This is a genomic window from Pseudomonas sp. TUM22785 (assembly GCF_028198105.1).
GTDB lineage: Bacteria > Pseudomonadota > Gammaproteobacteria > Pseudomonadales > Pseudomonadaceae > Metapseudomonas > Metapseudomonas solani.
This window is the reverse complement of the sequence record NZ_CP116239.1, coordinates 233,710-258,507: the sequence shown is the minus strand read 5'-3', so window position 1 is coordinate 258,507 and position 24,798 is coordinate 233,710. Positions and strand designations below refer to the sequence as shown.

Sequence of the window (24,798 nt, the reverse complement as noted above, 5' to 3'; positions counted from 1 at the left end):
GCTTCAGACCGCCAGCGCTGCCTGCCGCCGTCCCAGGGCGACCAGCGCCAGCACACTGACCAGACCATACACACCCAGCACCAGCCAGGCCAACGGGCTGGCCGGCAGCATGCCGAGGGCGTCCGCCAGCCAGAGCACCGGCAGGTTCAGCGCCAGCCGCGCCAGCTCCAGGCGCAGTGCCCAGGGGCGGTTTTCCAGCCAGGCCCCAATGACGAACAGGCCGAACGCCATCCAGCCCCAGCCCAGCAGCACGGCACCCAGAGGCATGCCTTCGCCCGCGCCCAGCAGGTAGCTGCCGCCCACCACATAACCGACGAACTGCAACGCCGCATACAGGGTGCGACCGCCTGACAGCGGCACCTCGAACTTGGCGAAGCGGCTCAGGTCCGGCTTCGCCTGGGGGTATTTGCGCGCCACGTCCTCGGGGCGCCAGCCGGTGCGCATGAACCAGATGCGCAGGCGATCCCACCAGGACTCGGCGCGCACCGCGTCCTGCCACAGCACCGAGTAGAACTGCAGGTTGGCCCAGAGCGGGTTCCAGCTGGCCAGTGGCGTGGTCACGCCGAACACCACCGGCTCCTCGTCCAGCTCCTCCTGGAAGGTGCCGAACAGACGGTCCCAGAGGATGAACACGCCGCCGTAGTTGCGATCCATGTACACCGCGTTCTGCGCATGGTGCACGCGGTGGTTCGACGGGCTGATGAAGAACCACTCGAACCAGCCGAGCTTGGGCACGTGGCGGGTGTGCACCCAGAACTGATAGAGCAGGTTCAGCGCGGCGACGGTCAGGAACACCAGCGGCGGCACGCCGGCCACCGCCATCGGCAGGTAGAAGATCCAGCCGAAGAGGAAGCCGGTGCTGGTCTGGCGCAGGGCGGTGGAGAGGTTGTACTCCTCGCTCTGGTGGTGCACCGAATGGGCGGCCCAGAGCACGTTGCGCTCATGGCCCAGGCGGTGGTTCCAGTAGTAGCAGAAGTCGTAGAAGACGAAGGCGAACAGCCAGACCCAGAGGCTGTCCGCGCGAAGCTCGAACAGCGCCAGGTGCTGCCAGGCATAGGTGTAGGTGAGCAACCCGACCGCCTTGGTCAGCAGCCCACTGGTGGTGGACAGCACGCCGGCGCTGAGGCTGTTGATGGCATCGGCGGTGCGGTAGGTACGCACCCCGCGCCAGCGATCGGCCAACAGCTCGATGCCGATCAGCAGGAAGAAGAAAGGGACCGCGTAGAGGACGTAATTCATGATGTCAGCCGTATCGTTATGCCGATCAAGGGACTAGGATTGCCAGGCTCGATGCTACGCCCGTGCCTCCCCGGAGCCCCTGGCGCCGCATGCCAGCCCAACCGGCATATGACGACACATGCGCATAACCACAAGACGCACGCTCTCCATCCTGTTGATCCTGATCGCCGCAGCCGCCCTCCTGGGACTCTATCCCTATCGCGCCGCGCTGTTGCCGGCCGCCGACGACCTGGCGGCGGCGAAAACCCGCCTGGCGCCCCACGTCAGCCTGTTCACCCCCGAGGGTGACGGCCCGTTCCCCACCGTGCTGGTGTTCCACGGTTGCAGCGGGCAGAGCCCCGGCTTCGTGCGTAACGTCAGCGACTGGCTGCTGCCCCAGGGTTTTGCCCTGCTGTTCGTCGACAGCCTGGCCGCCCGGGGCATCGACGACTGGCACCCGGTGTGCGACGGCAAGCGGCTGTGGGGCAACGAACGCGCCCTGGACGTCTACGCCGCCCTCGACCTGGCCCGCGCCATGCCGCAGCTGGACCACCAGCGCATGGCCCTGCTCGGCTACTCCCACGGCGGCTGGAGCATCCTCGACGCCCTGGCCTACGACGGCGCCGCCGGCCACGGTTTCCCCGGCATCGGCCAGCAGGCGCTGGACGGTGTGCGCGGCGCCATCGCCTTCTACCCTTACTGTGGGTTCCCCGCGCACCTGCGCCAGGGCAAGGGACGTGACCTGCCGGTGCTGATGTTTCTCGGTGGCAAGGACAGAATCACTGACCACCTTCAGTGTCTATCAGCTATGGACGCGCTCGATTTCGAACAACTGCAACTGGTGCAATATGGCGGAGCCGACCATGTTTTCGATCAGCGCAGCGACCTGAATACCTACCAACCCAGGCTGGCCAAGGATGCCCACCAGCATGCCCAGGCATTCCTCCAGGAGACCCTGAAGGCGGCCCAGTGAAGCGGAGAACGCTATGAACAAAAAAGTTGCTGTGATCCTTTCCGGCTGTGGCGTGTACGACGGCGCGGAGATCCACGAAAGCGTGATCACCCTGCTGCGCCTGGACCAACGGGGCGCACAGGCGCAGTGCTTCGCGCCCAACATCGCCCAGCACCACGTGATCAACCACCTCACCGGCGAAGAGATGCCGGAGAGCCGCAACGTGCTCACCGAATCCGCGCGCATCGCCCGTGGCGCGGTGAAGGACGTGCGTGAGCTGAAGGCCGAGGACTTCGATGCGCTGATCATCCCCGGCGGTTTCGGTGCGGCGAAGAACCTCTCCGACTTCGCCATCAACGGCACCGACTGCAGCGTGCAGCCCGACGTGCTGGCCGCCGCCCAGGGCTTCGCCGCCGCCGGCAAGCCGGTGGGGCTGATCTGCATCGCCCCGGCCATGGCTGCGAAGATCTACGGCGAAGGCGTGATCTGCACCATCGGCGACGACGCCGACACCGCCAGCGCGCTGCAGAAGATGGGCGCCGAACACGTCGAGTGCGTGGTCAGCGAGATAGTCGAGGACAAGCCGCGCAAGCTGGTCACCACCCCCGCCTACATGCTCGCCCAGTCCATCAGCGAAGCCGCCTCGGGCATCTACAAGCTGGTCGACCGCGTGCTGGAACTGACCCACGCCGACCATTGACGGTGCAGGCGGGCGGCCCCGGTCGCCCGCCTCTGCAAGCCGCTCCCGCCAATCCGCGTGCCATTTGGGCCGCGCCCCTGTTCAAGCGCCCCGCGCTGCGTCAGCGTCGCCTTTTCGACCGAGATGCAGGTGCAGCATGAGCGATAACGAATTCGTCCTGACCCCGGAACTGCAACAGGCGGTCCGACGCTTCTTCGAACGCATCCCCTTCAACCAGGTGCTCGGCATCCAGCTGGGCGAGCTGTCGCAGGAGCAGGTGACCATGCACCTGCCGATGAAAGACGAACTGATCGGCAACTTCGTCCACGGCATCCTTCACGGCGGGGTCATCTCCTCGCTGCTGGACGTCACCGGCGGCGCCATGGCGCTGATCGGCGCCTTCGAGCGGCATCAAGGCCTGTCCACGGGTGAGCGCATGGAGCGCCTGTCCAAGCTGGGCACCATCGACCTGCGTATCGATTACCTGCGTCCGGGGCGGGGCCGCTCCTTCACCGCCACGGCGGTGCTGCTGCGCTCGGGCAACAAGGTCGCGGTGGTGCGTTCGGAACTGCACGCCGACGACGGCACCCTGGTGGCGGTCGGCACCGGCACCTACCTCTGCGGCTGAGGGATTCCGGCCTCAGCCCCGGCTGAGGCGAGTGAGCAACCGATCCAGCGAATTGGAGAAGGCCTGGCGGTCCTTCTCGCTGTAGGCCGCCTGGCCGCCGCCCATCTGCCCCTGGTCGCGCAGGTCGGTGAACAGGTTGCGCACCGCCAGCCGCTCACCCATGTTGCGCTCGTCGAACTCCCGGCCACGGGGGTCGAGCGCCGCCACCCCCTTCTTCACCAGGCGATCGGCCAGCGGCACATCGCTGCAGATCACCAGGTCACCGGGCTCGGCCTGCTCCACCAGGTGATCGTCCGCCGCATCCGGCCCGCTCGGCACCACCACCAGGCGCACGCAGGCGAAGGCCGGTTTCACCTGGCTCTGCCCGGCCACCAGCACCACCTCGAACTTGCGCTTGAGGGCGAACTTGATGACCTGGTCCTTGGCGGCACGGGGGCAGGCGTCGGCGTCGATCCACACACGCATGGGCTTGGGCTCCGGAAAAGTGGCGGGCGCGCAGTATGCCAGCCGCCATCCTGGCCCGCTCGCTGCGCCACCATGCCGCAGCCTGGGCAAAGTCAAAATGATCTCATTGCGCCAGCTATTTTCGCCGAAATCCCCCTATAATCGCCCGCCCTTCCCGCACCTTCGGGTCCCGAGGGAGGCCCCACGGGGGATTGGCAGGACGCCGCTACATGCCAGTGCACGCCTGGATCAGCCGGAAACGGTTGGCAGTATCAAGGACTCGACGAGGAACACATGGCATCCCGCGCCGTTACCGCCCTGGCGGTCTGCTTCGCCCTGCAGCTTGCCGGCTGCTCGGCCTTCCGCAGCTACGAACACGAACTCACCGAGACCAGCCAGCACCTCGCTCGCGGCGAAGTCGATGCCGCACTGGGCGTGCTGGAAGCCAACAACGACAGCGCCGACAAGGACCTTCTCTACTGGTTCGAGAAGGGCGAACTGCTGCGCTCGAAGGGTGACCTGGCGGCCAGCCAGAAGGCCTGGCGCCAGGCCGACGGCATCATCTTCCAGTGGGAAGAGGCGATGAAGGCCGACCCCGGCCGCTACCTGGCCGAAGCCGGCGCCTACCTGGCCAACGACCGGGTCCGCCGCTACCAGGGCTACGACTACGAGAAGGTGATGCTCACCACTCAGATGGCCCTCAACGACCTGGCGCTGAACGACTTCGACGCCGCGCGCACCGAGATCCGTAAGACCCACGAACGCGAAGCGCTGATCGCCGAACTGCGCGACCAGCAGTACCTCGACAGCGAAGAGGAAGCCGAGCGCCAGGGCATCAGCACCCGCTTCGAAGACCTGCGCGGCTACCCGGTGGCCTCCCTCGACGCCCCCGAGGTGGTCAACCTGAAGAACAGCTACCAGAGCGCCTTCAGCCACTACCTCGCCGGCTTCGTCTACGAGGCCCTGGGCGAGAAGGGCCTGGCCGCTCCCGGCTACCGCCAGGCCGCCGAACTGCGCCCCGGCACCCCGCTGCTGGAACAGGCCCTGCTGGACCTGGACGCCACGCCCGCCGCAGACGCCGGCAGCGACGTGCTGCTGGTGCTGCAGAGCGGCCTGGCGCCGGCCCGCGACTCGCTGCGCATCCCGCTGCCGGTGCCCCTGGACTCCGGGATGATCATCAGCACCCTGTCCTTCCCGCTGCTGCGCGACGACACCAGCACCCTGACACCGGGCTTCATCGAGGTGGATGGCGCGCCCGCCGCCCTCACCGAACTCAGCAGCCTGCGCGCCATGTCGCACCGTGCCCTGCGCGACGACATGCCCGGCATCATCCTCCGCACCACCATCCGCGCGGTGACCCGGGGCGCCCTGCAGAAGCAGCTCAACGACAACGGCAACCCCCTGGCCAGCCTGGCCGTGGGCATCATGTCGGTGGCCAGCGAAGGGGCCGACGAACGCACCTGGCGCACCCTGCCCGGCAGCATCAGCGTCGCGCGGGTGCGCCTGGCCATGGGCGAACACCGCCTGGCCCTGCCTACCGCCTATGGCGTGCGCGAATTCACCCTGAAGATCGATCGGCCCCACCAGGTGGTCCCGCTGCGGATGGTGGCCGGCCAGGTCTACGCCCAAGGCGCCGTCACCCCGACCCTACCTGGCCCACGTACCCTGGCCAGCAACCAGACTCCCTGAGGAACACACATGCGCAAGCTGCTCGTCGCCGGGCTCGCCCTGGCCCTGCTCGCCGGCTGCTCCAGCCGCGAAACCGCCTCCAGCAAGGTGGCGCCCATGGGCGATGTGGAAGACATCGAAGTGGACACCATGCGGGTCGCCCGCGAGAACGGCTTCCTCACCGTCAAGGTGAAGCTGACCAACACCTCCAGCCATAACCGCACCCTCTACTACCGCTTCGCCTGGCTGGACAGCGACGGTTTCCCCGTCGCCGACGAGGAAAGCTGGAAGGCCCTGCCCATCTACGGCACCCAGACCACCTACCTGCCGGCCATCGCGCCGGTGCCCAAGGCGACCGACTTCCGCCTGGAAATGAACACCCCCGACTGATCACGAGAAAGCGAGTATTCCCATGCGCCTTGTCCGCACCACTTGCATCGCCGCCCTGGCCCTGGCCGCCGCCGGCTGCTCCAACAACCCGTCGCCGGTGCTCGGTGGCGGCAACATCAGCTACGGCGACAGCAAGGCCGTCGAACTGATCACCAACGAGTTCGGCTCCACCGACCTGCAGATGATCGCCGAATCCATGACCCGCTCCCTGGCCCAGTCCGGCGTGCTCCAGGGTCGCCCGGTGGTCCAGGTCTACGACGTGAAGAACAAGACCAGCGAGTACATCGATACCCGCGAGATCACCACCTCGATCAAGACCCAGCTGATGAAGACCGGCACCGCCCGCTTCGCCAGCGACAACACCGACATGCAGAGCCAGGTCGACCAGCTGAAGCTGCAGAACCAGAGCGGGCTGTACAAGAACTCCACCGTGGCCAAGACCGGCAACATGATCGCCGCCAAGTACCGCCTGGAGGGCTCCATCAGCTCAATCGTCAAGCGCAGCAGTGACTACAAGGACGTCTTCTACAAATTCAGCCTGCAACTGGTCGACGTCGAAAGCGGCCTGGCCGAGTGGATGGACGAGAAAGAAATCCGCAAGACCACGGAGCGTTGATATGCGCGCATTGATCGGCCTGTTCGTCGCCAGCCTGGCATTCGCCAGCCAGGCGGCCCCCAAGGTGGCGGTGACCGACCTCGCCTACGAGGAACGCGTCCGCGAGTACATCCACACGGTGAACGCCCAGAGCGCCTCGCAGGTGAGCGGCTTCTCCGGCAGCGCCTCCAGCAGCTACGCGGAAGAAGAAGGTACCTACAGCTACATCGAACGCGGCGAGCTGCGCAAATTCACCGGCGACATCAAGGGCGAGATCCTCAAGTCCGGCACCTTCCAGTTGATCCAGGGCCGCCCCTTCGCCAGCGACAACGAAGGCCTGCACGACGTGATCGGGCGCATCGCCCAGGGCCAGTTCCAGGGCGCGGACTATGTATTGTTCGGCTCGGTCTCGGACGCCGACTTCCGCCAGGACGTCAACGCCATCGACAACACCGACAGCTACTCGACGGTGCTGGGCCTGACCCTGGTGGCCGACTTCAGCCTCATCGACACCCGCACCCACGAGGTGAAGGCGGCGTTCACCGCCATGGGCGAAGCCCAGGACGTGAAGCTGGTGAAGGGCAACGACAGGCGCGTCACCCCCAACCGCGGGCGCGTGGTGCGCGAGGTGTCGAAGGCCCTCGGCGAAGACGTCGCGCGACAGCTGCAGGAACAGCTCGGCGTCGGCCCGGCAGCGGTCACCGGCAAGGGCCGCTACGGCGCGCTGCCACCGGATGAGCCGGCGAAGATACTGCATTGAACCAAGCGGCCTGCGGGCCGCTTTTCTTTTGCCGCAACCTGGGCTCAGCGCTGGTAGAACGCCTCGCAGCGCTCGCGCAACGCGCGGGACAGGCTGTCGTCGTCCAGTTCGATGAGATCGAGTTCGAGGTCGTCGGGCAGCAGTTCGGCGACCAGCGCAGCGAGGCGGCGGCGCCCGGCGAGATCGGTGCCGGAAACGCCCAGCAGCAAGCGCGGCTGCGGGCCGAGCGCGGGGTCGCGCAGGGCGGCGAGAAAGGCTTCGTGGATATCGAGTTCGCTGCAGGCGGCGCTCAAGGCCTGCTCCAGCGGAGGGTGACGCAGGGGTGCGATGGCGAGGTCCGGCGAGTCGCCGTAGACCCCGTCCCGGCTGTTGGATGGCGGCATGCCGATGCTCCTTGTGGGAAGACCGGCAGCCTATTGCCCATGCACCGCGCTGTCGCGGCGCCGGGTCACGTTCAGGCCATCGACTGGGTCACGCCGGGACGCGGCGCACCGTGGCCAGCAGCGCGGCGGCGCCGACGAAGAGCACAGCGAAGCCACGGTTCATGGAGCGCTGCTGGCGCGGCGAGCGCAGCACCCGCAGGACCTTGGCGGCGAGCCCGGTGTAGCCGGCCATGACGATCAGGTCGACGGTGATCATGGTCGCGCCCATCACCAGGTACTGCTGCACCAGCGGCGCGTGCGGGTCGATGAACTGCGGCAGCACGGCGAGCATGAAGACGATCGCCTTGGGGTTGCTGACGTTCACCAGGAAGCCGCGCAGCACCATGGTCAGCGGCCGGCCCAGGGGGCGCTCGGCGGAGTCGGCGGCCAGGTCGCTGGGCAGCGCACGCCATTGGCGCACGGCCAGGTACACGAGGTAGACGACGCCGAACCACTTGATCGCGCTGAAGGCCAGGGCCGAGGTGGCGAGGATGGCACCGACGCCGGCGGCGACGATGGCGATCTGCAGGGCCAGGCCCAGTTGCAGGCCGATGGCGTTCCAGTAGCCGCGCAGGAAGCCGTACTGCAGCCCCGAGGACATGGAGGCGATGGCGCCGGCGCCAGGGGAAAGGCTGATCACCCAGCAGGCGACCAGGAATGCGAGCCAGGTGTGCATGGCCATGGCGTGGTCCTCGGAAATACGGAAGGGGGGCCAGCAGACTACCCGCTGCGCTTAGCGCTGCACAGCCCCGGCCGGCGCCTCAGCGCCAGCGGCGTACCGCCTTCTGGAAGAACAGGCTGTTGGGCACCTGCACCAGCGCGCCGTCGGCGTTCTCGCTGAGGTCCTGCAGGGTGGTGTAGAAGAGGTTGATGGCCACCACGCGCCCCTTCACACCGGGCTTGTCGGCGCTCTCCACCACCTCCACCACGTCACCCATGCGGAACGGCCCGAGGGAGAAGATCAGCACCGCGCAGAACATGTTGGACAACACGCTCCAGATGGCGAAGAACGCCACTGCGGCGACGGCGGTGAAGCCGGTCAGCGCCGCCCACAGGACTTCGGCCGAGACGCCGAGGCGCTCCAGCACCAGCATGAAGGCGCTGCCGAGGATCAGCCAGCGCAGCAGGCCGCGCAGGGGCAGCAGGAGCTCCTGGGGCAGCTGTGGATAACGTGCGCCGAGGCGGGTGATGCCCCGGGTGAGAACGCGTTGCGCGAGCCAGGCGAGGAACAGCACCAGGAGCACCTGCGCCGCACGGATCAGCGGCTCGCTCCAGGCCGTCAACAGGACCAGGTCTTCCATCAGTCACTGGCCTCCAGCTGGCTCTGCAGGTTTTCCAGAAGCTCGAGGGCCTCCAGCCATTTCTCTTCCAGCTCGGCCTCACGGGTCTTGAGTTTCGCCTGCTCGGCGAGCAGGTCGCGCAGCTCGTCCTTGCGCGAGGCCTCGTAGACACCGGCGTCGCCCAGGCGGGTTTCCACGGCAGCGAGTTTCTCGTGCAGGGTGCCCAGTTCCTTCTCCAGCTTCTCGGCTTCGCGCTTGTGCGGCGCCAGTTGCTGGCGCAGCGCCGCAGCGGCCTGGCGCTGGGCACGCTTGTCGGTGCCGGCACCGCTGCCACCGGCCTGGCTGTTCACCGGCGCCTGACGGGCGCGGTAGTCCACCAGCCAGCGGGCGTAGTCGTCGAGGTCGCCATCGAAGGGCTGGATGCGCCCGTCCGCCACCAGGAGGAATTCGTCGGTGGTGCTCTTGAGCAAATGACGATCGTGGGAAACCACCAGCACCGCGCCGGCGAAATCCTGCAGGGCCATGGTCAGCGCCAGGCGCATTTCCAGGTCCAGGTGGTTGGTCGGTTCGTCGAGCAGCAGCAGGTTGGGCTTCTGCCAGGCGATCAGCGCCAGGGCCAGGCGCGCCTTCTCGCCACCGGAGAAATTCAGCACCGGCTCGTCGCAGCGGTCGCCACGGAAGTCGAAGCCGCCGAGGAAGTCGCGCAGGGTCTGCTCGCGCTCGGTCGGGGCCAGGCGCTGCAGGTGCAGCAGCGGGCTGGCCTTGGGATCGAGGGAGTCCAGCTGATGCTGGGCGAAGTAACCGATGGCGAGGTTCTCGCCCCGGGACAGGCGCCCGGCGACAGGCGCCAGCTCACCGGAAAGGGTCTTGATCAGGGTCGACTTGCCCGCGCCGTTGGGACCGAGCAGGCCGATGCGCGCACCGGGAACAAGCTGCAGCTTGACCTGCTGCAGCACCACCTTGTCGCCATAGCCGAGCTGACCTTCGGCGACATCCAGCAGCGGGCTGGAGATCTTGTCGGCCTCGCGGAAGACGAAGTCGAAGGGCGAATCCACATGGGCGGGCGCCAGCTCCTCCAGGCGCTCCAGGGCCTTGATCCGGCTCTGGGCCTGGCGGGCCTTGGTGGCCTGGGCCTTGAAGCGGGCGATGTACTTCTCCATGTGCGCACGCTGGGCCTGCTGTTTCTCGTAGGCCTGTTGCTGCTGCGCCAGGCGCTCGGCACGGGTGCGCTCGAAGGCCGAGTAACCGCCCCGGTAAAGGGTCAGCTTCTGTTGCTCGAGGTGGGCGACGTTATCCACCACCGCATCGAGGAAGTCGCGGTCGTGGGAAATCAGCAGCAGGGTGCCCAGGTAGCCCTTGAGCCACTCTTCGAGCCAGAGGATGGCGTCGAGGTCGAGGTGGTTGGTGGGCTCGTCGAGCAGCAGCAGTTCGGACGGGCACATCAGCGCCTGGGCCAGGTTGAGGCGCATGCGCCAGCCGCCGGAGAAGTCGCCGACGCGGCGGTCCATCTGCTCGCTGGTGAAGCCGAGGCCGGCCAGCAGCTTGCGCGCGCGGGCATCGGCCGTGTAGCCGTCGGCGCTGTCCAGTTCGATGTGCAGGCGGGCGATGGCGGTGCCGTCATGGCCCGCCTCGGCCACGGCCAGCTCGGCCTGCACGCGACGCAGGTGCATGTCGCCATCGAGGACGTAGTCCACCGCCAGGCGGTCGAGAGTGTCCACCTCCTGGCGCATGTGCGCGATGCGCCAGTCGGCCGGCACGAAGCAGTCGCCCGCGTCAGGGCCGAGCTCGCCGCGCAGCAGGGCGAAGAGGCTGGATTTACCGGCACCGTTGGCGCCGATGAGGCCGACCTTCTGGCCGGTGTGCAGGGTCAGTTCGGCGCCTTCGAGCAGGCGCTGAGGACCACGCTGTAGTGTGAGGTTCTGGAGTCGGATCATAATGGCGGCGGAGTTTATCAGCTTCATTCCCCCACCGCCCGGTATGCGCCATGCCCCCCGATCTATGGAGTTTCGCCCTCGACCTCTACGCCCGCCCCGGCGTCGAAAACGCCTGCCTGCGCCTGCAGGAACAGGGTGCCGATGTGTGCCTGTTACTGGCTGCAGCCTGGCTTGGAAGGCGCGGCGTCCACTACGACCCCGTTTGCGCGGAACAGCTGCAAGGCATCGCCGGCCCCTGGCAACGGGATGTGGTGGAACCCTTGCGCAGGCTCAGGCAGGCATGGCGTGAAGCAGCGGCGACGGATACGGGATTGTGCGAGCTGCGCGACGGCGTGAAGCGCTTGGAGCTGGACGCAGAGCGACGCCTGCTGGCGCGTCTGGAAGAGATCGCTGCACCCTGGCCGGAAGCCAATGGGCAGGATTGGAGCTGGCTGGACGTGCTCGCCGGAACGGCGAGGGAAGACCGCGACGCGCTGCAATCGCTGCGCGCCGCGGCTATCGAGGCTTAAGCCGACGGCGTGGTCGGTGCGGCCGCGCCATTGGCGGTCGACGGCGCCGGAGCAGCGGGGGCGGCAGCCGGAGCCGGTGCAGCAGGCTTGGCAGCCGGAGCGTTCACCGGGGCGGCGGGCTTGGCAGCCGCCTTGACCGGCGCTTTCGCAGCAGGCTTGGCAGCGGCCTTGGGTGCCGGCTTGGCAGCGGGTTTGGCAGCCGGCTTCGCAGCAGCCGGTTTGGCCGCGACGGGCTTGGCGGCAGCCGGTTTAGCGGCGGCGGCGGGCTTGGCGGCTGCGGGTTTGGCAGCGGCTTTCGCCGGAGCCTTGGCAGCAGGTTTGGCGGCCGGTTTAGCAGCCGGCTTGGCGGCAGCGGTAGGCTTGCTGGCGGCAGCTTTGGCCGGCGCTTTCGCGGCAGGCTTGGCAGCCGGTTTGGCAGCAGCCTTCGGAGCGGCCTTGGCGGCAGCCGGTTTGGCGGCGGGCTTGGCAGCCGATTTGGCGGCAGCGGCGGGCTTGCTGGCAGCCGCCTTGGCCGGTGCTTTCGCAGCAGGCTTGGCAGCGGGTTTGGCTGCCGCTTTCGGAGCGGCCTTGGCAGCCGGCTTGGCGGCAGGCTTGGCAACCGGTTTGGCAGCAGCGGCCTTGGCCTTGGCTTCACGGGTGACCAGCGCCTTGGCGGCCGCTTCCTTCACCTTGCCAACGCCCTGGGCCAGCTTCAGGCTTTCCTGGGCATCACGCTTGAGGTCGGCGATGTAGGCACGGGTTTCGGCCTGACGTGCCTTCAGCGCATCGAGCAAGCCTTCCAGCTCGGCGATGGCTTCCTTGGATTTGTTCTGCGCTTTCGCCTTGCCGGCCTTGGCAGCGTCCTGCAGTTTGGTCCGTGCACCGTGGAGTTTTTCCTGGGCCTTGCCGCGCTGCTTCTCCAGTTTGGTGAGCAGTTTTTCGGCATCGACCAACGCTTGGCTGCAAGCGTTTTCGAGGTGTTCGATCAGGCTGTGGGAAAGTTGCTGCAACAGGTGCAGCGGGGTGCTTACGGGCTTCTTCTTGGCCGACATGGTGCGCCTCCGGGCGGACGTGGTTGCGCCCATACTAGTCGCCTGTTTGAGCCGTCGCTAGTTCCCCGTTATTCCAAACTGCATGGCTGGCATACTCGCCGGCATTTCACCCTGGGAGAATGCCCGATGCGCGCTGTCGTTTCACTGTGTCTGTGCCTGCTTGCGCTCACCGCCCAAGCCGCTGATGAAGAGAAGGATCTCGCCTACAGCATGGGCGTAAAACTGGGCGAGCGGCTGCGCGAAGAAGCACCGCAACTGCAGCTCGAATCCTTGCTGCGGGGCCTTACCCAGGCCTATCGCGGAGAGAAGCTGGAGCTGGATGCACAGCGCATGGAGCACCTGCTCGATGCCCATGAAGCGAGCATGGAACAGAGCGGCCAAGCCCCCCAGAAAGCCATCGCCGCCGAGAAGCGTTTCATCGCCCTGGAGCGTGGCAAATACGGTGTGCGCGAGCTGACCGACGGCGTGCTGGTGACCGAGTTGCGCGCCGGCAGTGGAGCGAAGCCGGGTGCGCACTCGCAGGTGCGGGTCAACTACCGCGGGCAGCTGGCAGACGGCAGCGTTTTCGATGCGAGCGAAAAGCCCCAATGGTTCCGCCTCGACAGCGTGATAGCCGGTTGGCGAAGCGCCTTGCAGGAGATGCCGGTGGGGGCCAAGTGGCACCTGGTGATTCCATCATCCCAGGCCTATGGCGAAGAAGGCGCAGGGGATCTGATTCCGCCCTACGCCCCCTTGGTGTTCGACCTCGAATTGCTCGAGGTCCGGTGACTCACGCGAGCTGCGCGCCCTGGTTCTGGTGGGCGTTGTGCAGCACTTCGATGAGGCAGTCCTCCAGTTCGAAGCGCTCGTGCAGCAATGGGCCGAGTCGTTTGAGTTCGGTGGCCAGGCAGACTTCGCGGCTGTCGCTGCCATCGCAGCAATCGTTGAAGCCCAGCGCGACCTCGGTGATGGCCTCGATGCGGGGGTAGATCTGCTTGGCCAGATCCAGGCCGCGCTGATCACCGAAGGCCTTGGCCTCGTTGAGCAGCTGTTCGTAGACCTCGAAGTGGCCCGCCGACACGTAGTCGACCAGTACTTCGCAGAATCCTTGCAGGTCTTCCACCGCAGGCGCTTGTGGCCTGTCGTTGACACTGGTGAAGACCCGGACCAGTTCCTGGCGCTCCAGCAACCAGCGATCGATCAACTGGTGCACCCCACCCCAACGTTCCTGAGCGTTCTGGCAACTCTCGAGCATGATGTCCTCGCTTCCCTTTCGGTAATGCCTTGTTCGTCTGCTCCGAGACGGTTTTTTGTCGATCGGTGCAAAAACGGGGAAGGCGACGCGGAAACGGCAGCTTTCCGGCGTCACGTGCGGGCCAGATTATGCCCGTGACTGTTTGCCAGCAAGGCACCTGGTCGGGAAAATTTCATACGAGCGTTTAATCGTCACGCCGCAGCCGGCATGGCTTCTGCATCAGAGGCGGGGAGGTGCGGCAAGGACGCGCGCCCGGACAGGAGCCGGGCGCGGCGCGGGAGGCGGTCAGCTGCGGCGCAGCATCTGGTAGAGCGAGAAGAGGATGCAGCCGGCGAAGGCCAGCAGGCTCCACTCGGGAATGCTCATGCCGAAGAGGGTCCAGGTGACTTCTGCGCAATCGGCGGTGCCGTGCAGCATCAGCTTGATGATTTCCTGGAAGGGCAGCGCATCCATCATGTATTCCAGGCTCGGCAGGCAGGCCGGGAGCTGGTCGGCGGGCACGCCCTGCAACCACACCTGGCGGCCAGCGGTCGCGGCACCACCGGCGGCGAACAGCAGCGCCAGCCCGGAGTAGACGCGACGGCCACGGGCCTGAGGGGCGTGCAGCGCAGCGATCAGGCAGACCACGCCGAAGAGGATGATGAAGATCCGCTGCACGATGCACAGCGGGCAGGGCTCCAGGCCCATCGCGTGCTCCAGGTAGAGCGCACCGCCCATGACGGCGACACAGGCGAGGAAGGCGGCGAAGAACAGGGAACGCGGGCTGGCCAGGGTCATGGCGGCTCCGAGGAGTGATGAGAGGCCGCTACGGTAGAGGAAGCCCCTTGGCCTTTCAAGACGACCGGCTAGTCTGCTGCGGGTACCCATCCGGAGAAGACTGCCATGCGTCGGTTACTGGCACTGCTGTTGTTCCTGCCCCTCATCGCCCTTGCCCAAGCGCCCCTGGAGAAGATCCGCCTGCCTCCGGGGTTCCGTATCGAGGTGCTCAGCGACCAGGTGCCCAGCGCCCGGGAAATGACCTGGGGCGCCGAGGGCACGTTGTTCGTGGGCAGCAATGCCGCCGGCAAGGTGTATGCCCTGGACACCCGCAGCGGCAAGGTCCGCACCCTGGCCAGCGGCCTGAAGATGCCGGTCGGCGTGGCCTTCCACGAGGGCGACCTGTACGTGTCGGCGATCAGCCGCATCCTGCGCCTGCGCGACATCGAGTCGCAGCTGGACGCGCCGCCCCAGCCCGAGCAGGTGGGCCCGGCCTTCCCCGCCGAGACCCACCACGGCTGGAAATTCATCGCCTTCGGCCCCGACGGCAAGCTCTACGTGCCGGTGGGCGCGCCCTGCAACGTCTGCGAGCGCGACCCCGACACCTACGCCGCGCTGCACCGCATGAACCCCGATGGCAGCGGCCTGGAGCTGGTGGCCCGGGGCATCCGCAACACCGTGGGTTTCGACTGGCACCCGAAGACCGGCGAGCTGTGGTTCAGCGACAACGGCCGCGACCTGCTGGGTGACGACACCCCGGACTGCGAGCTCAACCGCATCACCGGGCCCAACCCGCATTTCGGCTTCCCGTACTGCCATGCCGGCAGCGTCGCCGACCCGGAGTTCGGCAAGCGCCCGTGCAAGGAATTCGTCGCCCCGGTGGCCAAGCTCGGCCCCCATGTGGCACCCCTGGGGTTGCGCTTCTACACCGGCAGCCAGTTCCCGGCCGAGTACCGCGACAACCTGTTCATCGCCGAGCACGGCTCGTGGAACCGCAGCGAGAAGATCGGCTACCGCATCAAGCATGTGGAGCTGAACGAGGACGGCAGCCTCAAGCGCCAGAGCGTGTTCGCCGAGGGCTGGCTGGAGAATGGCGAGGTGTGGGGGCGCCCGGCGGATGTGCTGGTAGCGCCGGATGGCTCGTTGCTGGTCAGTGACGACCAGGCCGGAGCCATCTACCGCATCAGCTACCAGGGCTCGTGAGAAACGCGCCGCCAGGACGGCGGCGCGGCATCAGGCGACGCGTTCGCCGGGGAGGGGCAGGGCCGGCAGGTGCTGCACCAGACCTTCCTGGAACAGCTGGTTGCTGCGTTCCATCTCGCCCATCTGTGCCAGCAGGCGGGCCTGCTCGGCGCAGAGTTCCGGCTCGCGGGAGAAGCTCAGGCCGGTGTCGAAATACTCCCGTGCCTTGCCCCACAGGCTGTTCTGCAGGCACAAACGGCCCAGGGTGAGGAACAGCGCCGGGTCGGTCGGATGGTCCTTGAGGAAGGCCTCGGCGGTCTGCAGCTGGCGGGCCGGATCGGCACCACGCAGGCGCCCGTAGAAGCGCACCAGGGATTCGTCATAGCTCCGCTTGAGGGCGATGCGTACCGCCTCTTCGGCCTCGGGCTCGGCGCCCAGCTGGCGCAGCTGATTGGCGAAGGCCAGCACCAGGCGTGGCTCGGCACGCTGCGCAGCCGAGAGATGCTGCCAGGCCTGGATCAACGGATTGAGCGCGGTCTCGCCCTCGTTGAGACCGGCCTGCCCGGCGTGCACCAGGCGATCACTCCATACACTCAGTTCCAGCTGGTTGAGCTCGGACTCAGGCAGCGCCTTGTTCTTGCGCAGCTCCGGCAGCAGGCCCACCAGGGCCGCCGAATCGCCACGCTGGCGATGCAGCTGCAACAGCTGGCGCAATACCTGGTGATGGCGCGGGTGACGCTCGTGCATGACCTTGAGCGTTTCCAGCGCGGCGTCGGTTTCACCGCGCTCCTGCTGCAGCTCGGCGTGGGCCAGGGCGATAGCCAGCTCGGCCTGGGGCTGACGCTCCAGGGCGCGTTCGAGCATCTGGTCGCTCTCCTCGTACTGGCCGATGCGGTTGGCCGCCCGGGCGGCGCCGAGGTAGTACATCAAGGGTTGCGGATCGGCCTCGGCGGCACGGCGCAGGTGGCGCAGCGCGCGGGCCCAGCGGCCCTCGGCCAGGTCCAGCAGGCCCTGTTCGGACGCCAGGCGCACACGGCGCCGGGCGTTACGCCGGGACCAGGGGTTGACCACGCCGCTGGAGACGAACACCAGGGTCAGCAGCGCGCGCACCAGCCACAGCAGCAGCCAGACCACGGCCACCAGGGCGAGGAAAGCCCAGAGGCTGGATTCGTAGCGGAAGCCCTTGTAGGCGAACAGGACATAGCCCTGGTGTTGGACGACGGCCATGCCGATCAGGGTGCCGGCGGCGGCCAGGAGCAACAGGATCAGGAGGGTGCGTCTCATTGGCCCTGGCCCTCCACCGGCGGTGCGGCTTCAGGGTCCTGGGAGGCATCGACTTCGGGCTCGGCGGCGGCCTTGGCGGCCTTGGGCTCGGCGAGGCGCTGGCTGCGTTGCAGATAGGCCTGGAGCGCTTCGAGGGAGGCGCCGAGGTCGGGCGTCTTCACTTCCACCGGCTGGGTGGCGAGTTCATCGATGCGCGCCAGCAGCGCACGGCTTTCGGGGTTCTCGGCGTTGAACTGCGAATCCAGCACCTCGCGGGCCTGCTTCAGCGACTGGCGATAGACCTGGGTCTGGCCATGCAGCGCAGCCCACTGGGCCTGCTCGAGGGCGAGGGACAGGGCCAGGCGTACCTGGGACAGGCCCTGGCCGGCGAGCAGCGGCTTGATGTTCTGATCGGCGTCGAACTGGATACGGAAGTAGTGGGAGAGCTTCTCCAGCCACTCGGCCCACCAGCTGCCGCCATCGCCTTCGGCGGCCATGTTGCGCAGCACGCCGCCCTTGTCTTCGAAGGCCGGGGCCAGGGGGTTGAGCTGAGCCGCCTGCTCACGCAGCGCGCCGAGTTGCAGGAACAGCCCGGTGCGGTCCGGCTGCGGCGTGGTGCGCAGCGCTTCGAGGCTGCGCGAGAGTTGCTCGCGGGCGGCGAAGGCGGCGGGGTCGTCCTGGTCGCGGAGGATGTCATCGGCCGCTTCCACCAGGGCCTTGGCGCTGGTGATGTCCTGCAGCGCGGAGAGGCGCAGGCTGGCCAGGCGCAAGAGGTGTTCGGCCTCGGCCAGGCGCCAGTCCTTGCGGCTGGCACCGAGCACGGTTTCCAGGCGCTGGCTGAGGCGCTGCTGGTCGCCCTGCAGATTGCCCAGCAGGCGGCGGCGCTCATCCAGTTCCTCGGCACTGGGCAACTGGTCGAGGCGCTCGGTGAGCTTCTTCTCGCGCTGCTGCAGCGACTGGGCCTGGCCACGGGCGTCCTCGACCAGGCTCAGCTGCTGCTGGTCACGGGCTTCGAGGCTGCGGATCTGCCACAGGCTCCAGCCGGCGACGGCAACACCGGCGGCGCCGACCAGCAACGCCAGGATGGCCAGGCCACCACCCCGGGAAACCGGCTTGGCGGTGGGAGGAATGACGGGCTCGGAAGCCGGGGGTTGCTGCTCGGTTTTCGCCAGTTCTGCTTCGCTCACGTATCCATCCTTTGCATCAGGGGGCCGGGGCCGGATGATTTTCCAGCGCCGCCAGCAAAGCCGAGGCGCTGGCGCCCCGGCAGTCCACAACGATTTGCGCGCCCGCATCGCGGGCCAGTTCGGCCACGCGCGGGCTCGGTACGAACAAGGGTAGACGGGCCAGGGCGGGCCAATCATCACCGGCCAATGTGTTCAGGTGCTCGAAACCCTGCCCACTGCTGACCACCAGCCCGTTCAGGCGTTCCGCTTGAATCACCCGCTGCAGGCTGCGCGGCGGGTAGTCGGGCAGGCGGCGGCGGTAGAGTTCCAGATAGTCCACTGCAACGCCTTGGCCGCGCAAACGCTCGGCGAGGAATTCTCGGCCACCCTCGCCCCGCATGATCAGCACGCGCTTGCGCGGCGAGGCCAGTGCCTCGGCGAACGCTGGCAGCGCCAGCAGGGCCTCGCTGTCATCGCCGCCTTCCGGCCAGTGGGTGCCGAGGCCGGCCGCTACCAGCAGCTCGCCGGTGGCGGCGCCGACGCTGAACCAGCGCACGGCGGCAGGCGGCTGCGGCCAATGCTGGGCGAGACGTTCCAGGCCGAGGCGGGCAGCGGGCTTGCTGACCACGATGACCGCAGCGTAGCGGTCGAGGCCGAGGAGGGTGGTGCGCTGTTCGGGGGTTTCAGCCAGCGGCTGGATGTCCAGCAGCGGCAGGCTGGCGCTGTGCACGCCGCATTGGGCGAGGGTCTCGCCCAATGCCGCGCTGTCGTCGGCGGGGCGCGTCAGCAGCAGGCGCCAGCCGGTCACGGATGACCGGCCTCACCATAGACAGCCTGGAGGATGGCTTCGGCGCCCTGGCCGAGCAGATCCTCGGCGACGCGCACGCCGAGGCTTTCGGCATCGCTGGCCAGCGCGCGGGACTCGGCGCGCAGCAGGGTGCCGCCGTCGGGCTGGCCGACCAGGCCGCGCAGCCACAGCTGGTCGTCCTCGAGGATCGCGTAGCAGGCGATGGGCACCTGGCAGCCGCCATTGAGGCGCTTGTTCAGGGCGCGCTCGGCGGTGACGCGCAGGGCGGTATCGCGGTGGTGCAGCGGCGCCAGCAGGGCATGGATCTCAGTGTCGGCGGTGCGGCACTCGATGCCCACCGCGCCCTGGCCACCGGCCGGCAGGCTGTCGTCGACGCTGATGGAGGAGCGGATGCGGTCCTGGAAGCCGAGGCGGATCAGGCCGGCGGCAGCGAGGATAATGGCGTCGTATTCGCCGGCATCGAGCTTGGCCAGGCGGGTGTTCACGTTGCCCCGCAGAAACTGGATCTTCAGGTCCGGGCGGCGCGCCAGCAGCTGGGCCTGGCGACGCAGGCTGGAGGTGCCGACCACGGCACCGGCGGGCAGCGCGTCGAGGCTGTCGAAGGTGTTGGAGACGAAGGCGTCGCGCGGGTCTTCGCGCTCACAGATGCAGAACAGGCCAAGGCCATCGGGGAAGTCCATGGGCACGTCCTTCATGGAGTGCACGGCGATATCGGCCTCGTCCTCCAGCAGGGCGGTTTCCAGTTCCTTGACGAACAGGCCCTTGCCGCCGATTTTCGCCAGGGGCGCGTCGAGCAGCTTGTCGCCGCGGCTGACCATGGGCACCAGGCTGACCTTGAGCCCGGGATGGGCCTTCTCCAGGCTGGCTTTGACGAACTCGGCCTGCCACAGGGCCAGGGCACTCTTGCGGGTGGCGATGCGAATCTCGCGGGACATGGATGATGACTTCCGGAAGCAGGACTGCCCGGAATGATAACAGGCAAGACAGCCGCCGGCGCGCGGGTGGAAAACCCGGCGCCTGCGGCTATCCGTCCTAGAGGTTGTGCATCAGCTTGCGCACGCCGGCGACATGGCGGCGGCTCACCGTCAGGGCATCGCCGTTGAGGCCCTTGAGGAACAGCTGGAAGTGCCCCAGCGGGGTGCGCTGAAGACGCTCGATGCGCTCGCGAGCGACCAGGGCGTTGCGGTGGATGCGCACGAAGCGGTCGCCGAATTCGTCTTCCAGCGCCTTCAGGGGTTCATCCAGCAACACCTCGCCGTGCTCGTGACGCAGGGTCACGTACTTGTGGTCGGCGATGAAGTAGATCACCTGGTCCAAGGGGATCAGCTCGATGCCCTTGCGGGTCCGCGCGCTGATGTGGGAGCGGGGCCCGGTGCCGCTTTCGGCAGCGGGACGGGTCAGCGCCGCCAGTTGCACCCGGTTCGGGCGCTCGGCCTTCTTCAGGGCTTCGGCCAGGGACTCCGGCCGCACCGGCTTGACCAGGTAACCCACGGCGCTGACCTGGAAGGCATCCAGGGCGAATTCGTCATGGGCGGTGCAGAAGATCACCGCAGGCGGTGCCTCCTTTTCACAGAGCCGCGCGGCCACCTGCAGGCCATCGAGCCCTGGCATGCGGATGTCGAGCAGCACGACATCCGGTTTCAGGCTGTCGATCAGGGTCAGAGCCTCTTCGCCGTTGGTGGCGGCGGGCTCCAGAACTCGGTATCCGTCGAGGTCGCAGACCAGGCGGCTGAGACGCTCTCGGGCAAGGGGTTCGTCATCGACGATCAGGACATTCATATTGCTCGGGCTTCCTGCGTGAGTCTCGCACAAGGATAGCGTAGACAGGTGAAGTGGCGACCGTCACGGCGCTCCACGCTGAGACTGGCTCTGGAGCCGAAAAGTGCCGTAAGTCGAGCATCGATATTCGTCAGTGCCTGATGGGTTCCGCGTGAAGGCTGGGGTTCCGCACCCGCATCGAAGGGGTTACTCACGCAGAGCAGGAACACACCATCCCTGTACTCCGCTTCCACCCTGACCAGCCCACCCTCTATACGCGGTTGAATGCCATAGATCAGGGCATTCTCCAACAGGGGTTGCAGGGTCAGTTGCGGAATCGGCAAATCATCGGGCACATCATCAACCTGCCAATCCAACTGTAGCCGTTCTCCGAGACGATATTGCTCGATCGACAAATATCGTTTCGACAGCTCCAGCTCCTCGGCCCAGCTGACCAGGGTGCCGGGCTTGGCCAGGCTGGCGCGGAACAGGTCGGAAAGGTCGAGCACCGCCTGCTCGGCCTTGTAGGGGTCGATGACCACCAGGCTGGCGATGCTGTTGAGGCTGTTGAACAGGAAGTGCGGGCGGATGCGCGCCTGCAGCGATTCGATGCGCGCCCGCAGCTCGGCCTGCTGCTGCCGCCGCCACTGGCTCTGCAGGAAGAAGTAGCGCAGCAGCAGCGCCGACATGATCAGGCTGATCAGCCCATGACGCAGGTAAAGGTTGACCTCGCCGGCGCGCGGCAACGGCCCGCCCAGGTCGTAGTAGTCGGCCACGGCGGTGCAGGACAGGGTCAGCCCGACCACGATCAGGCAGCAGATGATCCCGGCCAGCGCCGCGCGGATACGGGCCAGCAAGGGGCGCAGCTGGCACAGCAGCGCGGCGGAAAGCAGCACGATCCATTGCACGAAGAGCGACGTCAGCGCCAGGCGTATCCAGTCGAAATTCGGCAGCATGGGCTCGGCCAGCACCAGCACCATCACCAGCAGCTCGGCGAGCAGCACGAGGCCCAGCAGCGCCTCGGGCAGGCACAGCTCCGGCAGGAAGAAATCATCGATGGACGCGGCGGCGCGCGCCTTGTTGCGATTGTCTGGAGGCATCCGGCCAGTTTCCGTAAGCGCCCGCCGGGCGGCAAGCCAGAGCGCTCCGGCCGGGCGAAATAAAGCACTGAAATGCTGTTGGCGATGAAAAACTGTGAAGCAGGCGACAATCGCCGACCGGCAGGTCAGTCGGACGGGACACGCCGGTTTTATGAGCAACGCTGTTATTATCGCCGGTAATTTTTCGGCCATCGGCCTTCTTTCACCGCCAACACCGAGCCCACTCATGAGCACCGACAAGACCAACCAGTCCTGGGGTGGCCGCTTCAGCGAGCCCGTCGACGCCTTCGTCGCCCGCTTCACCGCCTCCGTCGACTTCGACAAGCGCCTGTATCGCCACGACATCATGGGCTCCATCGCCCACGCCACCATGCTGGCCGAAGCCGGGGTGCTGACCGGCGATGAGCGCGACGCCATCGAGAAGGGCCTGAAGGAAATCCAGGCCGAGATCGAGGCCGGCACCTTCGACTGGCGCGTCGACCTGGAAGACGTGCACATGAACATCGAGGCACGCCTGACCGACCGCATCGGCATCACCGGCAAGAAGCTGCACACCGGCCGCTCGCGCAACGACCAGGTGGCCACCGACATCCGCCTCTGGCTGCGCGACGAGATCGACATCATCCTCGGCGAGATCACCCGCCTGCAGCAGGGCCTGCTGGAGCAGGCCGAGCGCGAAGCGGACACCATCATGCCCGGCTTCACCCACCTGCAGACCGCGCAACCGGTGACCTTCGGCCACCACCTGCTGGCCTGGTTCGAAATGCTCAGCCGCGACCACGAGCGCCTGGTGGACTGCCGCAAGCGCGTCAACCGCATGCCCCTGGGCAGCGCTGCCCTGGCCGGCACCACCTACCCGATCCAGCGCGAAGTCACCTGCCGCCTGCTGGGCTTCGACGCCGTCGGCGGCAACTCCCTGGACGGCGTGTCCGACCGCGACTTCGCCATCGAATTCTGCGCCGCCGCCTCCCTGGCGATGATGCACCTGTCGCGCTTCTCCGAAGAGCTCGTGCTCTGGACCAGTGCCCAGTTCCAGTTCATCGACCTGCCCGACCGCTTCTGCACCGGCTCCTCGATCATGCCGCAGAAGAAGAACCCCGACGTACCCGAGCTGGTGCGTGGCAAGTCCGGTCGCGTGTTCGGCGCGCTGATGGGCCTGCTGACCCTGATGAAGGGCCAGCCGCTGGCCTATAACAAGGACAACCAGGAAGACAAGGAACCGCTGTTCGACGCCGCCGACACCCTGCGGGACTCCCTGCGCGCCTTCGCCGACATGATCCCGGCGATCAAGCCGCGCCATGCGGTGATGCGTGAAGCGGCCCGCCGCGGCTTCTCCACCGCCACCGACCTGGCCGACTACCTGGTGCGCAAGGGCCTGCCCTTCCGTGACTGCCACGAGATCGTCGGCCATGCGGTGAAGTACGGCGTCGAGTCCGGCAAGGACCTGGCCGAGATGAGCCTCGACGAGCTGCGCACATTCAGCGACCAGATCGACGACGACGTTTTCGCCGTGCTGACCCTGGAAGGCTCGGTCAACGCCCGCGACCACATCGGCGGTACCGCGCCGAACCAGGTCCGCGCCGCCGTCACCCGTGGCAAGGCGCTGCTCGCCGCACGCTGATTACAGGGTCGCCCCGGCGACCGGCAGGGATGCCCATGCAGGACCACACCCCCGATAACTGGCCGACGCAAGTCGGCCAGCGCATTTCCATCGTCGGTTGCTCGGGCGCCGGCAAGACGCGCCTGGCACAGCACCTGGCCGCGCGCCTGGGCTGCCCGCACATCGAGCTCGACGCCATCTTCCACCAGCCCGGCTGGCAGCCTCTGCCCCGCGCCGAATTCCGCGAGCGGGTCGAGACGGCCCTGCAGGCGCCGCGCTGGATAGTCGAAGGCGCCTACTCGGCCGTGCGCCCGCTGACGCTTTCCCGCGCCGACACGGTGATCTGGCTCGACCTGCCGCGCCCGGTGGTGATGCGCCAGATCATCACCCGCACCCTGGGCCGCCTGCTGCTGCGCAAGGCGCTCTGGAACGGCAACCGCGAGAGCCTGCGCAACCTGCTGAGCCTGGACCCGGAGCGCTCGATCATCCTCTGGGCCTGGACGCGCCATGCGCTCTACCGCGAGCGCTTCGGCGCTGAGCGGGCGGACCCGGCCAACGCCGGCATCCGCTTCATCAGGCTCGGCTCTAGGGCGGAGCTCGACGCCTGGCTGGACCAACTGCCCGGCTGAAACGCAGCCTCAGCCCCGTGCCCGGGCCTTGACCGCCTCGAGGAAGCTCGGCATCTCCCGCGCCTTGTCGGCGGCGATACGCTGCACGTGCGGCTCGGCGCCCAGCTTCGCCAGCAGCGCGCGGGCGCTCGGCAGCTCGGCCAGCAGGTCGGTGTCGAACAGCTTCTGCGCCACTTCGCCGGCCAGGTCGATGCTGTAGAGGAAGTACAGGTCGGCGATGCTCAGCGCATCCCCCGCCACATAGGGCGCGAAGCGGCCATGACGCGCCAGGGCGGCGACGCCGGCCAGCAGCTCGGCCTTGCCCTTCTCGCGGATCGCCTCTGGCAGCGGCATGCCGAAGAACGCCTGTGGATAACAGCTGCGCGCCGGCAGCTCGATGTACAGCTCGATCTCGCGCACCAGCGCACGGACCACGCCACGCTGGTAGGGGTCGGCCGGCAGCAGCGGGCGCTGGGGGAAGCGTTCTTCCAGGTATTCGAGGATGGCGCCGGTCTCGTTGATGAAACCCTGCTCGGTCTCCAGCACCGGCACCTTGCCGCGCGGGCTGATGGCGAGGAAGGCCGGCTCCTGGCTGCCGTGGACCAGCACCTCTTCGAAGGGAATGCCTTTGGTCAGCAGCGCCAACTTGACCATGTTGTAGTAGTTGCTGACGGAAAATCCGTGGAGCTTGAGCATCGGGGGCCTCCTGGCCGTGCGGGGTGGGCGTCCGTCGTTATAGACCCGGGTACCCGGCCAGCGCCAGCTGGATCAAGGCAGTGAATGCAGCGGCACGCCGTGGCAAACTGCGGGCCT

28 protein-coding genes are annotated in these 24,798 nt (G+C 67.4%); 12 read left to right on the top strand and 16 right to left on the bottom strand.

The window, feature by feature from the left end; genetic code table 11:
- Positions 1-3: 3 nt before the first annotated feature.
- Positions 4-1,239: a sterol desaturase family protein gene (locus PI990_RS01275; RefSeq protein WP_271659612.1), complete on the bottom strand. Its 1,236-nt coding sequence runs from the start codon at positions 1,237-1,239 to the stop codon at positions 4-6.
- A gap of 118 nt (positions 1,240-1,357) precedes the next feature.
- On the opposite strand from PI990_RS01275, the gene PI990_RS01270 reads away from it, so the two are divergent.
- The 3 genes from PI990_RS01270 (at position 1,358) to PI990_RS01260 (ending at position 3,477) form a co-directional block, all read left to right on the top strand.
- The gene (locus PI990_RS01270) at positions 1,358-2,191 is read left to right on the top strand and encodes a dienelactone hydrolase family protein (protein ID WP_271659611.1); all 834 of its coding nucleotides are present in this window, start codon (positions 1,358-1,360) and stop codon (positions 2,189-2,191) included.
- Between the two features lie 13 nt (positions 2,192-2,204).
- Positions 2,205-2,870, top strand: a complete 666-nt coding sequence (elbB, locus tag PI990_RS01265) for an isoprenoid biosynthesis glyoxalase ElbB (RefSeq protein ID WP_271659610.1) — start codon at positions 2,205-2,207, stop codon at positions 2,868-2,870.
- A gap of 136 nt (positions 2,871-3,006) precedes the next feature.
- Positions 3,007-3,477 (top strand): thioesterase family protein, encoded by a 471-nt coding sequence (locus PI990_RS01260; RefSeq protein ID WP_021218190.1) that lies wholly within the window; start codon positions 3,007-3,009, stop codon positions 3,475-3,477.
- A 12-nt stretch (positions 3,478-3,489) separates the two neighbouring features.
- Here PI990_RS01260 and PI990_RS01255 read toward each other — a convergent pair whose 3' ends face one another.
- Positions 3,490-3,942, bottom strand: a complete 453-nt coding sequence (locus tag PI990_RS01255) for a YaiI/YqxD family protein (RefSeq protein WP_021218189.1) — start codon at positions 3,940-3,942, stop codon at positions 3,490-3,492.
- A gap of 273 nt (positions 3,943-4,215) precedes the next feature.
- On the opposite strand from PI990_RS01255, the gene PI990_RS01250 reads away from it, so the two are divergent.
- The 4 genes from PI990_RS01250 to PI990_RS01235 are packed head-to-tail and all read left to right on the top strand — an operon-like array spanning position 4,216 to position 7,334.
- Positions 4,216-5,610 carry a COG3014 family protein gene (locus PI990_RS01250; RefSeq protein WP_021218188.1) on the top strand — a complete coding sequence of 465 codons (1,395 nt, stop codon included), beginning with the start codon at positions 4,216-4,218 and terminating at the stop codon, positions 5,608-5,610.
- A gap of 9 nt (positions 5,611-5,619) precedes the next feature.
- A complete protein-coding gene (locus PI990_RS01245; protein ID WP_021218187.1) occupies positions 5,620-5,979 on the top strand; it encodes a YcfL family protein in 360 nt (119 codons plus the stop codon).
- Positions 5,980-6,001: 22 nt separating this feature from the next.
- Positions 6,002-6,595 carry a penicillin-binding protein activator LpoB gene (gene lpoB / locus PI990_RS01240; protein WP_021218186.1) on the top strand — a complete coding sequence of 198 codons (594 nt, stop codon included), beginning with the start codon at positions 6,002-6,004 and terminating at the stop codon, positions 6,593-6,595.
- A 1-nt stretch (position 6,596) separates the two neighbouring features.
- Positions 6,597-7,334, top strand: a complete 738-nt coding sequence (locus PI990_RS01235; RefSeq protein ID WP_271659609.1) for a penicillin-binding protein activator LpoB — start codon at positions 6,597-6,599, stop codon at positions 7,332-7,334.
- Positions 7,335-7,378: 44 nt separating this feature from the next.
- Here the strand turns inward: PI990_RS01235 and PI990_RS01230 are convergent, their stop codons facing one another.
- The 4 genes from PI990_RS01230 to PI990_RS01215 all read right to left on the bottom strand — a co-directional run bounded on the left by PI990_RS01230 (position 7,379) and on the right by PI990_RS01215 (position 10,970).
- Positions 7,379-7,717 (bottom strand): enhanced serine sensitivity protein SseB C-terminal domain-containing protein, encoded by a 339-nt coding sequence (locus tag PI990_RS01230; protein ID WP_021218184.1) that lies wholly within the window; start codon positions 7,715-7,717, stop codon positions 7,379-7,381.
- Positions 7,718-7,805: 88 nt separating this feature from the next.
- A complete protein-coding gene (gene rhtB / locus PI990_RS01225) occupies positions 7,806-8,438 on the bottom strand; it encodes a homoserine/homoserine lactone efflux protein (RefSeq protein WP_043244249.1) in 633 nt (210 codons plus the stop codon).
- 79 nt (positions 8,439-8,517) lie between these two features.
- Positions 8,518-9,057, bottom strand: a complete 540-nt coding sequence (locus tag PI990_RS01220) for a mechanosensitive ion channel family protein (protein ID WP_184488287.1) — start codon at positions 9,055-9,057, stop codon at positions 8,518-8,520.
- The gene (locus PI990_RS01215; RefSeq protein WP_271661387.1) at positions 9,057-10,970 is read right to left on the bottom strand and encodes an ATP-binding cassette domain-containing protein; all 1,914 of its coding nucleotides are present in this window, start codon (positions 10,968-10,970) and stop codon (positions 9,057-9,059) included. Before PI990_RS01215 ends, PI990_RS01220 begins: the two co-directional genes overlap by 1 nt.
- Before the next feature lie 50 nt (positions 10,971-11,020).
- Between PI990_RS01215 and PI990_RS01210 the strand changes: the two genes are divergently transcribed.
- A complete protein-coding gene (locus tag PI990_RS01210) occupies positions 11,021-11,479 on the top strand; it encodes a TIGR02444 family protein (RefSeq protein WP_271659608.1) in 459 nt (152 codons plus the stop codon).
- On the opposite strand, the gene PI990_RS01205 is transcribed toward PI990_RS01210, so the two are convergent.
- Positions 11,476-12,510, bottom strand: a complete 1,035-nt coding sequence (locus PI990_RS01205) for an AlgP family protein (RefSeq protein WP_271659607.1) — start codon at positions 12,508-12,510, stop codon at positions 11,476-11,478. The two genes, PI990_RS01210 and PI990_RS01205, sit on opposite strands and share 4 nt — an antisense overlap.
- 126 nt (positions 12,511-12,636) lie before the next feature.
- Between PI990_RS01205 and PI990_RS01200 the strand changes: the two genes are divergently transcribed.
- Positions 12,637-13,278, top strand: a complete 642-nt coding sequence (locus PI990_RS01200) for an FKBP-type peptidyl-prolyl cis-trans isomerase (RefSeq protein ID WP_271659606.1) — start codon at positions 12,637-12,639, stop codon at positions 13,276-13,278.
- Between the two features lies 1 nt (position 13,279).
- Here PI990_RS01200 and PI990_RS01195 read toward each other — a convergent pair whose 3' ends face one another.
- Together PI990_RS01195 and PI990_RS01190 are read right to left on the bottom strand one after the other, a co-directional pair.
- Positions 13,280-13,744, bottom strand: coding sequence for an Rsd/AlgQ family anti-sigma factor (locus tag PI990_RS01195; protein WP_031287543.1), 465 nt, complete (start codon positions 13,742-13,744; stop codon positions 13,280-13,282).
- Positions 13,745-14,029: 285 nt separating this feature from the next.
- A complete protein-coding gene (locus PI990_RS01190; protein ID WP_021218982.1) occupies positions 14,030-14,521 on the bottom strand; it encodes a disulfide bond formation protein B in 492 nt (163 codons plus the stop codon).
- A gap of 105 nt (positions 14,522-14,626) precedes the next feature.
- On the opposite strand from PI990_RS01190, the gene PI990_RS01185 reads away from it, so the two are divergent.
- Positions 14,627-15,703, top strand: coding sequence for a PQQ-dependent sugar dehydrogenase (locus PI990_RS01185; protein WP_271659605.1), 1,077 nt, complete (start codon positions 14,627-14,629; stop codon positions 15,701-15,703).
- 30 nt (positions 15,704-15,733) lie between these two features.
- Here the strand turns inward: PI990_RS01185 and PI990_RS01180 are convergent, their stop codons facing one another.
- From PI990_RS01180 to PI990_RS01155, 6 genes are all read right to left on the bottom strand, one after another.
- Positions 15,734-16,966, bottom strand: a complete 1,233-nt coding sequence (locus PI990_RS01180; RefSeq protein ID WP_271659604.1) for a heme biosynthesis HemY N-terminal domain-containing protein — start codon at positions 16,964-16,966, stop codon at positions 15,734-15,736.
- Positions 16,963-18,132, bottom strand: coding sequence for a uroporphyrinogen-III C-methyltransferase (locus PI990_RS01175; protein WP_021218979.1), 1,170 nt, complete (start codon positions 18,130-18,132; stop codon positions 16,963-16,965). Before PI990_RS01175 ends, PI990_RS01180 begins: the two co-directional genes overlap by 4 nt.
- Positions 18,133-18,148: 16 nt before the next feature.
- Positions 18,149-18,919 carry a uroporphyrinogen-III synthase gene (locus PI990_RS01170; RefSeq protein ID WP_271659603.1) on the bottom strand — a complete coding sequence of 257 codons (771 nt, stop codon included), beginning with the start codon at positions 18,917-18,919 and terminating at the stop codon, positions 18,149-18,151.
- Positions 18,916-19,854 (bottom strand): hydroxymethylbilane synthase, encoded by a 939-nt coding sequence (hemC, locus tag PI990_RS01165; protein WP_021218977.1) that lies wholly within the window; start codon positions 19,852-19,854, stop codon positions 18,916-18,918. Before hemC ends, PI990_RS01170 begins: the two co-directional genes overlap by 4 nt.
- 97 nt (positions 19,855-19,951) lie before the next feature.
- Positions 19,952-20,698 (bottom strand): LytR/AlgR family response regulator transcription factor, encoded by a 747-nt coding sequence (locus tag PI990_RS01160; RefSeq protein ID WP_021218976.1) that lies wholly within the window; start codon positions 20,696-20,698, stop codon positions 19,952-19,954.
- Positions 20,695-21,777 (bottom strand): sensor histidine kinase, encoded by a 1,083-nt coding sequence (locus tag PI990_RS01155; RefSeq protein WP_184488280.1) that lies wholly within the window; start codon positions 21,775-21,777, stop codon positions 20,695-20,697. The genes PI990_RS01160 and PI990_RS01155 overlap by 4 nt, the downstream gene beginning before the upstream one ends.
- A 226-nt stretch (positions 21,778-22,003) precedes the next feature.
- On the opposite strand from PI990_RS01155, the gene argH reads away from it, so the two are divergent.
- Both argH and PI990_RS01145 read left to right on the top strand, forming a co-directional pair.
- The gene (argH, locus tag PI990_RS01150) at positions 22,004-23,398 is read left to right on the top strand and encodes an argininosuccinate lyase (protein WP_021218974.1); all 1,395 of its coding nucleotides are present in this window, start codon (positions 22,004-22,006) and stop codon (positions 23,396-23,398) included.
- Positions 23,399-23,433: 35 nt separating this feature from the next.
- On the top strand, positions 23,434-24,006 hold the full coding sequence (locus tag PI990_RS01145; protein ID WP_271659602.1) for an adenylate kinase: 573 nt from the start codon (positions 23,434-23,436) through the stop codon (positions 24,004-24,006).
- Between the two features lie 9 nt (positions 24,007-24,015).
- On the opposite strand, the gene PI990_RS01140 is transcribed toward PI990_RS01145, so the two are convergent.
- A complete protein-coding gene (locus PI990_RS01140) occupies positions 24,016-24,681 on the bottom strand; it encodes a glutathione S-transferase family protein (protein WP_021218972.1) in 666 nt (221 codons plus the stop codon).
- Between the last annotated feature and the right edge of the window lie 117 nt (positions 24,682-24,798).

Excerpts from the sequence above, each read along its gene's own strand:
- PI990_RS01275 (WP_271659612.1), bottom strand. The coding sequence starts at position 1,239 with ATGAATTACGTCCTCTACGCGGTCCCTTTCTTCTTCCTGCTGATCGGC.
- PI990_RS01270 (WP_271659611.1), top strand. The coding sequence starts at position 1,358 with ATGCGCATAACCACAAGACGCACGCTCTCCATCCTGTTGATCCTGATC.
- elbB (WP_271659610.1), top strand. The coding sequence starts at position 2,205 with ATGAACAAAAAAGTTGCTGTGATCCTTTCCGGCTGTGGCGTGTACGAC.
- PI990_RS01260 (WP_021218190.1), top strand. The coding sequence starts at position 3,007 with ATGAGCGATAACGAATTCGTCCTGACCCCGGAACTGCAACAGGCGGTC.
- PI990_RS01255 (WP_021218189.1), bottom strand. The coding sequence starts at position 3,942 with ATGCGTGTGTGGATCGACGCCGACGCCTGCCCCCGTGCCGCCAAGGAC.
- PI990_RS01250 (WP_021218188.1), top strand. The coding sequence starts at position 4,216 with ATGGCATCCCGCGCCGTTACCGCCCTGGCGGTCTGCTTCGCCCTGCAG.
- PI990_RS01245 (WP_021218187.1), top strand. The coding sequence starts at position 5,620 with ATGCGCAAGCTGCTCGTCGCCGGGCTCGCCCTGGCCCTGCTCGCCGGC.
- lpoB (WP_021218186.1), top strand. The coding sequence starts at position 6,002 with ATGCGCCTTGTCCGCACCACTTGCATCGCCGCCCTGGCCCTGGCCGCC.
- PI990_RS01235 (WP_271659609.1), top strand. The coding sequence starts at position 6,597 with ATGCGCGCATTGATCGGCCTGTTCGTCGCCAGCCTGGCATTCGCCAGC.
- PI990_RS01230 (WP_021218184.1), bottom strand. The coding sequence starts at position 7,717 with ATGCCGCCATCCAACAGCCGGGACGGGGTCTACGGCGACTCGCCGGAC.
- rhtB (WP_043244249.1), bottom strand. The coding sequence starts at position 8,438 with ATGGCCATGCACACCTGGCTCGCATTCCTGGTCGCCTGCTGGGTGATC.
- PI990_RS01220 (WP_184488287.1), bottom strand. The coding sequence starts at position 9,057 with ATGGAAGACCTGGTCCTGTTGACGGCCTGGAGCGAGCCGCTGATCCGT.
- PI990_RS01215 (WP_271661387.1), bottom strand. The coding sequence starts at position 10,970 with ATGATCCGACTCCAGAACCTCACACTACAGCGTGGTCCTCAGCGCCTG.
- PI990_RS01210 (WP_271659608.1), top strand. The coding sequence starts at position 11,021 with ATGCCCCCCGATCTATGGAGTTTCGCCCTCGACCTCTACGCCCGCCCC.
- PI990_RS01205 (WP_271659607.1), bottom strand. The coding sequence starts at position 12,510 with ATGTCGGCCAAGAAGAAGCCCGTAAGCACCCCGCTGCACCTGTTGCAG.
- PI990_RS01200 (WP_271659606.1), top strand. The coding sequence starts at position 12,637 with ATGCGCGCTGTCGTTTCACTGTGTCTGTGCCTGCTTGCGCTCACCGCC.
- PI990_RS01195 (WP_031287543.1), bottom strand. The coding sequence starts at position 13,744 with ATGCTCGAGAGTTGCCAGAACGCTCAGGAACGTTGGGGTGGGGTGCAC.
- PI990_RS01190 (WP_021218982.1), bottom strand. The coding sequence starts at position 14,521 with ATGACCCTGGCCAGCCCGCGTTCCCTGTTCTTCGCCGCCTTCCTCGCC.
- PI990_RS01185 (WP_271659605.1), top strand. The coding sequence starts at position 14,627 with ATGCGTCGGTTACTGGCACTGCTGTTGTTCCTGCCCCTCATCGCCCTT.
- PI990_RS01180 (WP_271659604.1), bottom strand. The coding sequence starts at position 16,966 with ATGAGACGCACCCTCCTGATCCTGTTGCTCCTGGCCGCCGCCGGCACC.
- hemC (WP_021218977.1), bottom strand. The coding sequence starts at position 19,854 with ATGTCCCGCGAGATTCGCATCGCCACCCGCAAGAGTGCCCTGGCCCTG.
- PI990_RS01160 (WP_021218976.1), bottom strand. The coding sequence starts at position 20,698 with ATGAATGTCCTGATCGTCGATGACGAACCCCTTGCCCGAGAGCGTCTC.
- PI990_RS01155 (WP_184488280.1), bottom strand. The coding sequence starts at position 21,777 with ATGCCTCCAGACAATCGCAACAAGGCGCGCGCCGCCGCGTCCATCGAT.
- argH (WP_021218974.1), top strand. The coding sequence starts at position 22,004 with ATGAGCACCGACAAGACCAACCAGTCCTGGGGTGGCCGCTTCAGCGAG.
- PI990_RS01145 (WP_271659602.1), top strand. The coding sequence starts at position 23,434 with ATGCAGGACCACACCCCCGATAACTGGCCGACGCAAGTCGGCCAGCGC.
- PI990_RS01140 (WP_021218972.1), bottom strand. The coding sequence starts at position 24,681 with ATGCTCAAGCTCCACGGATTTTCCGTCAGCAACTACTACAACATGGTC.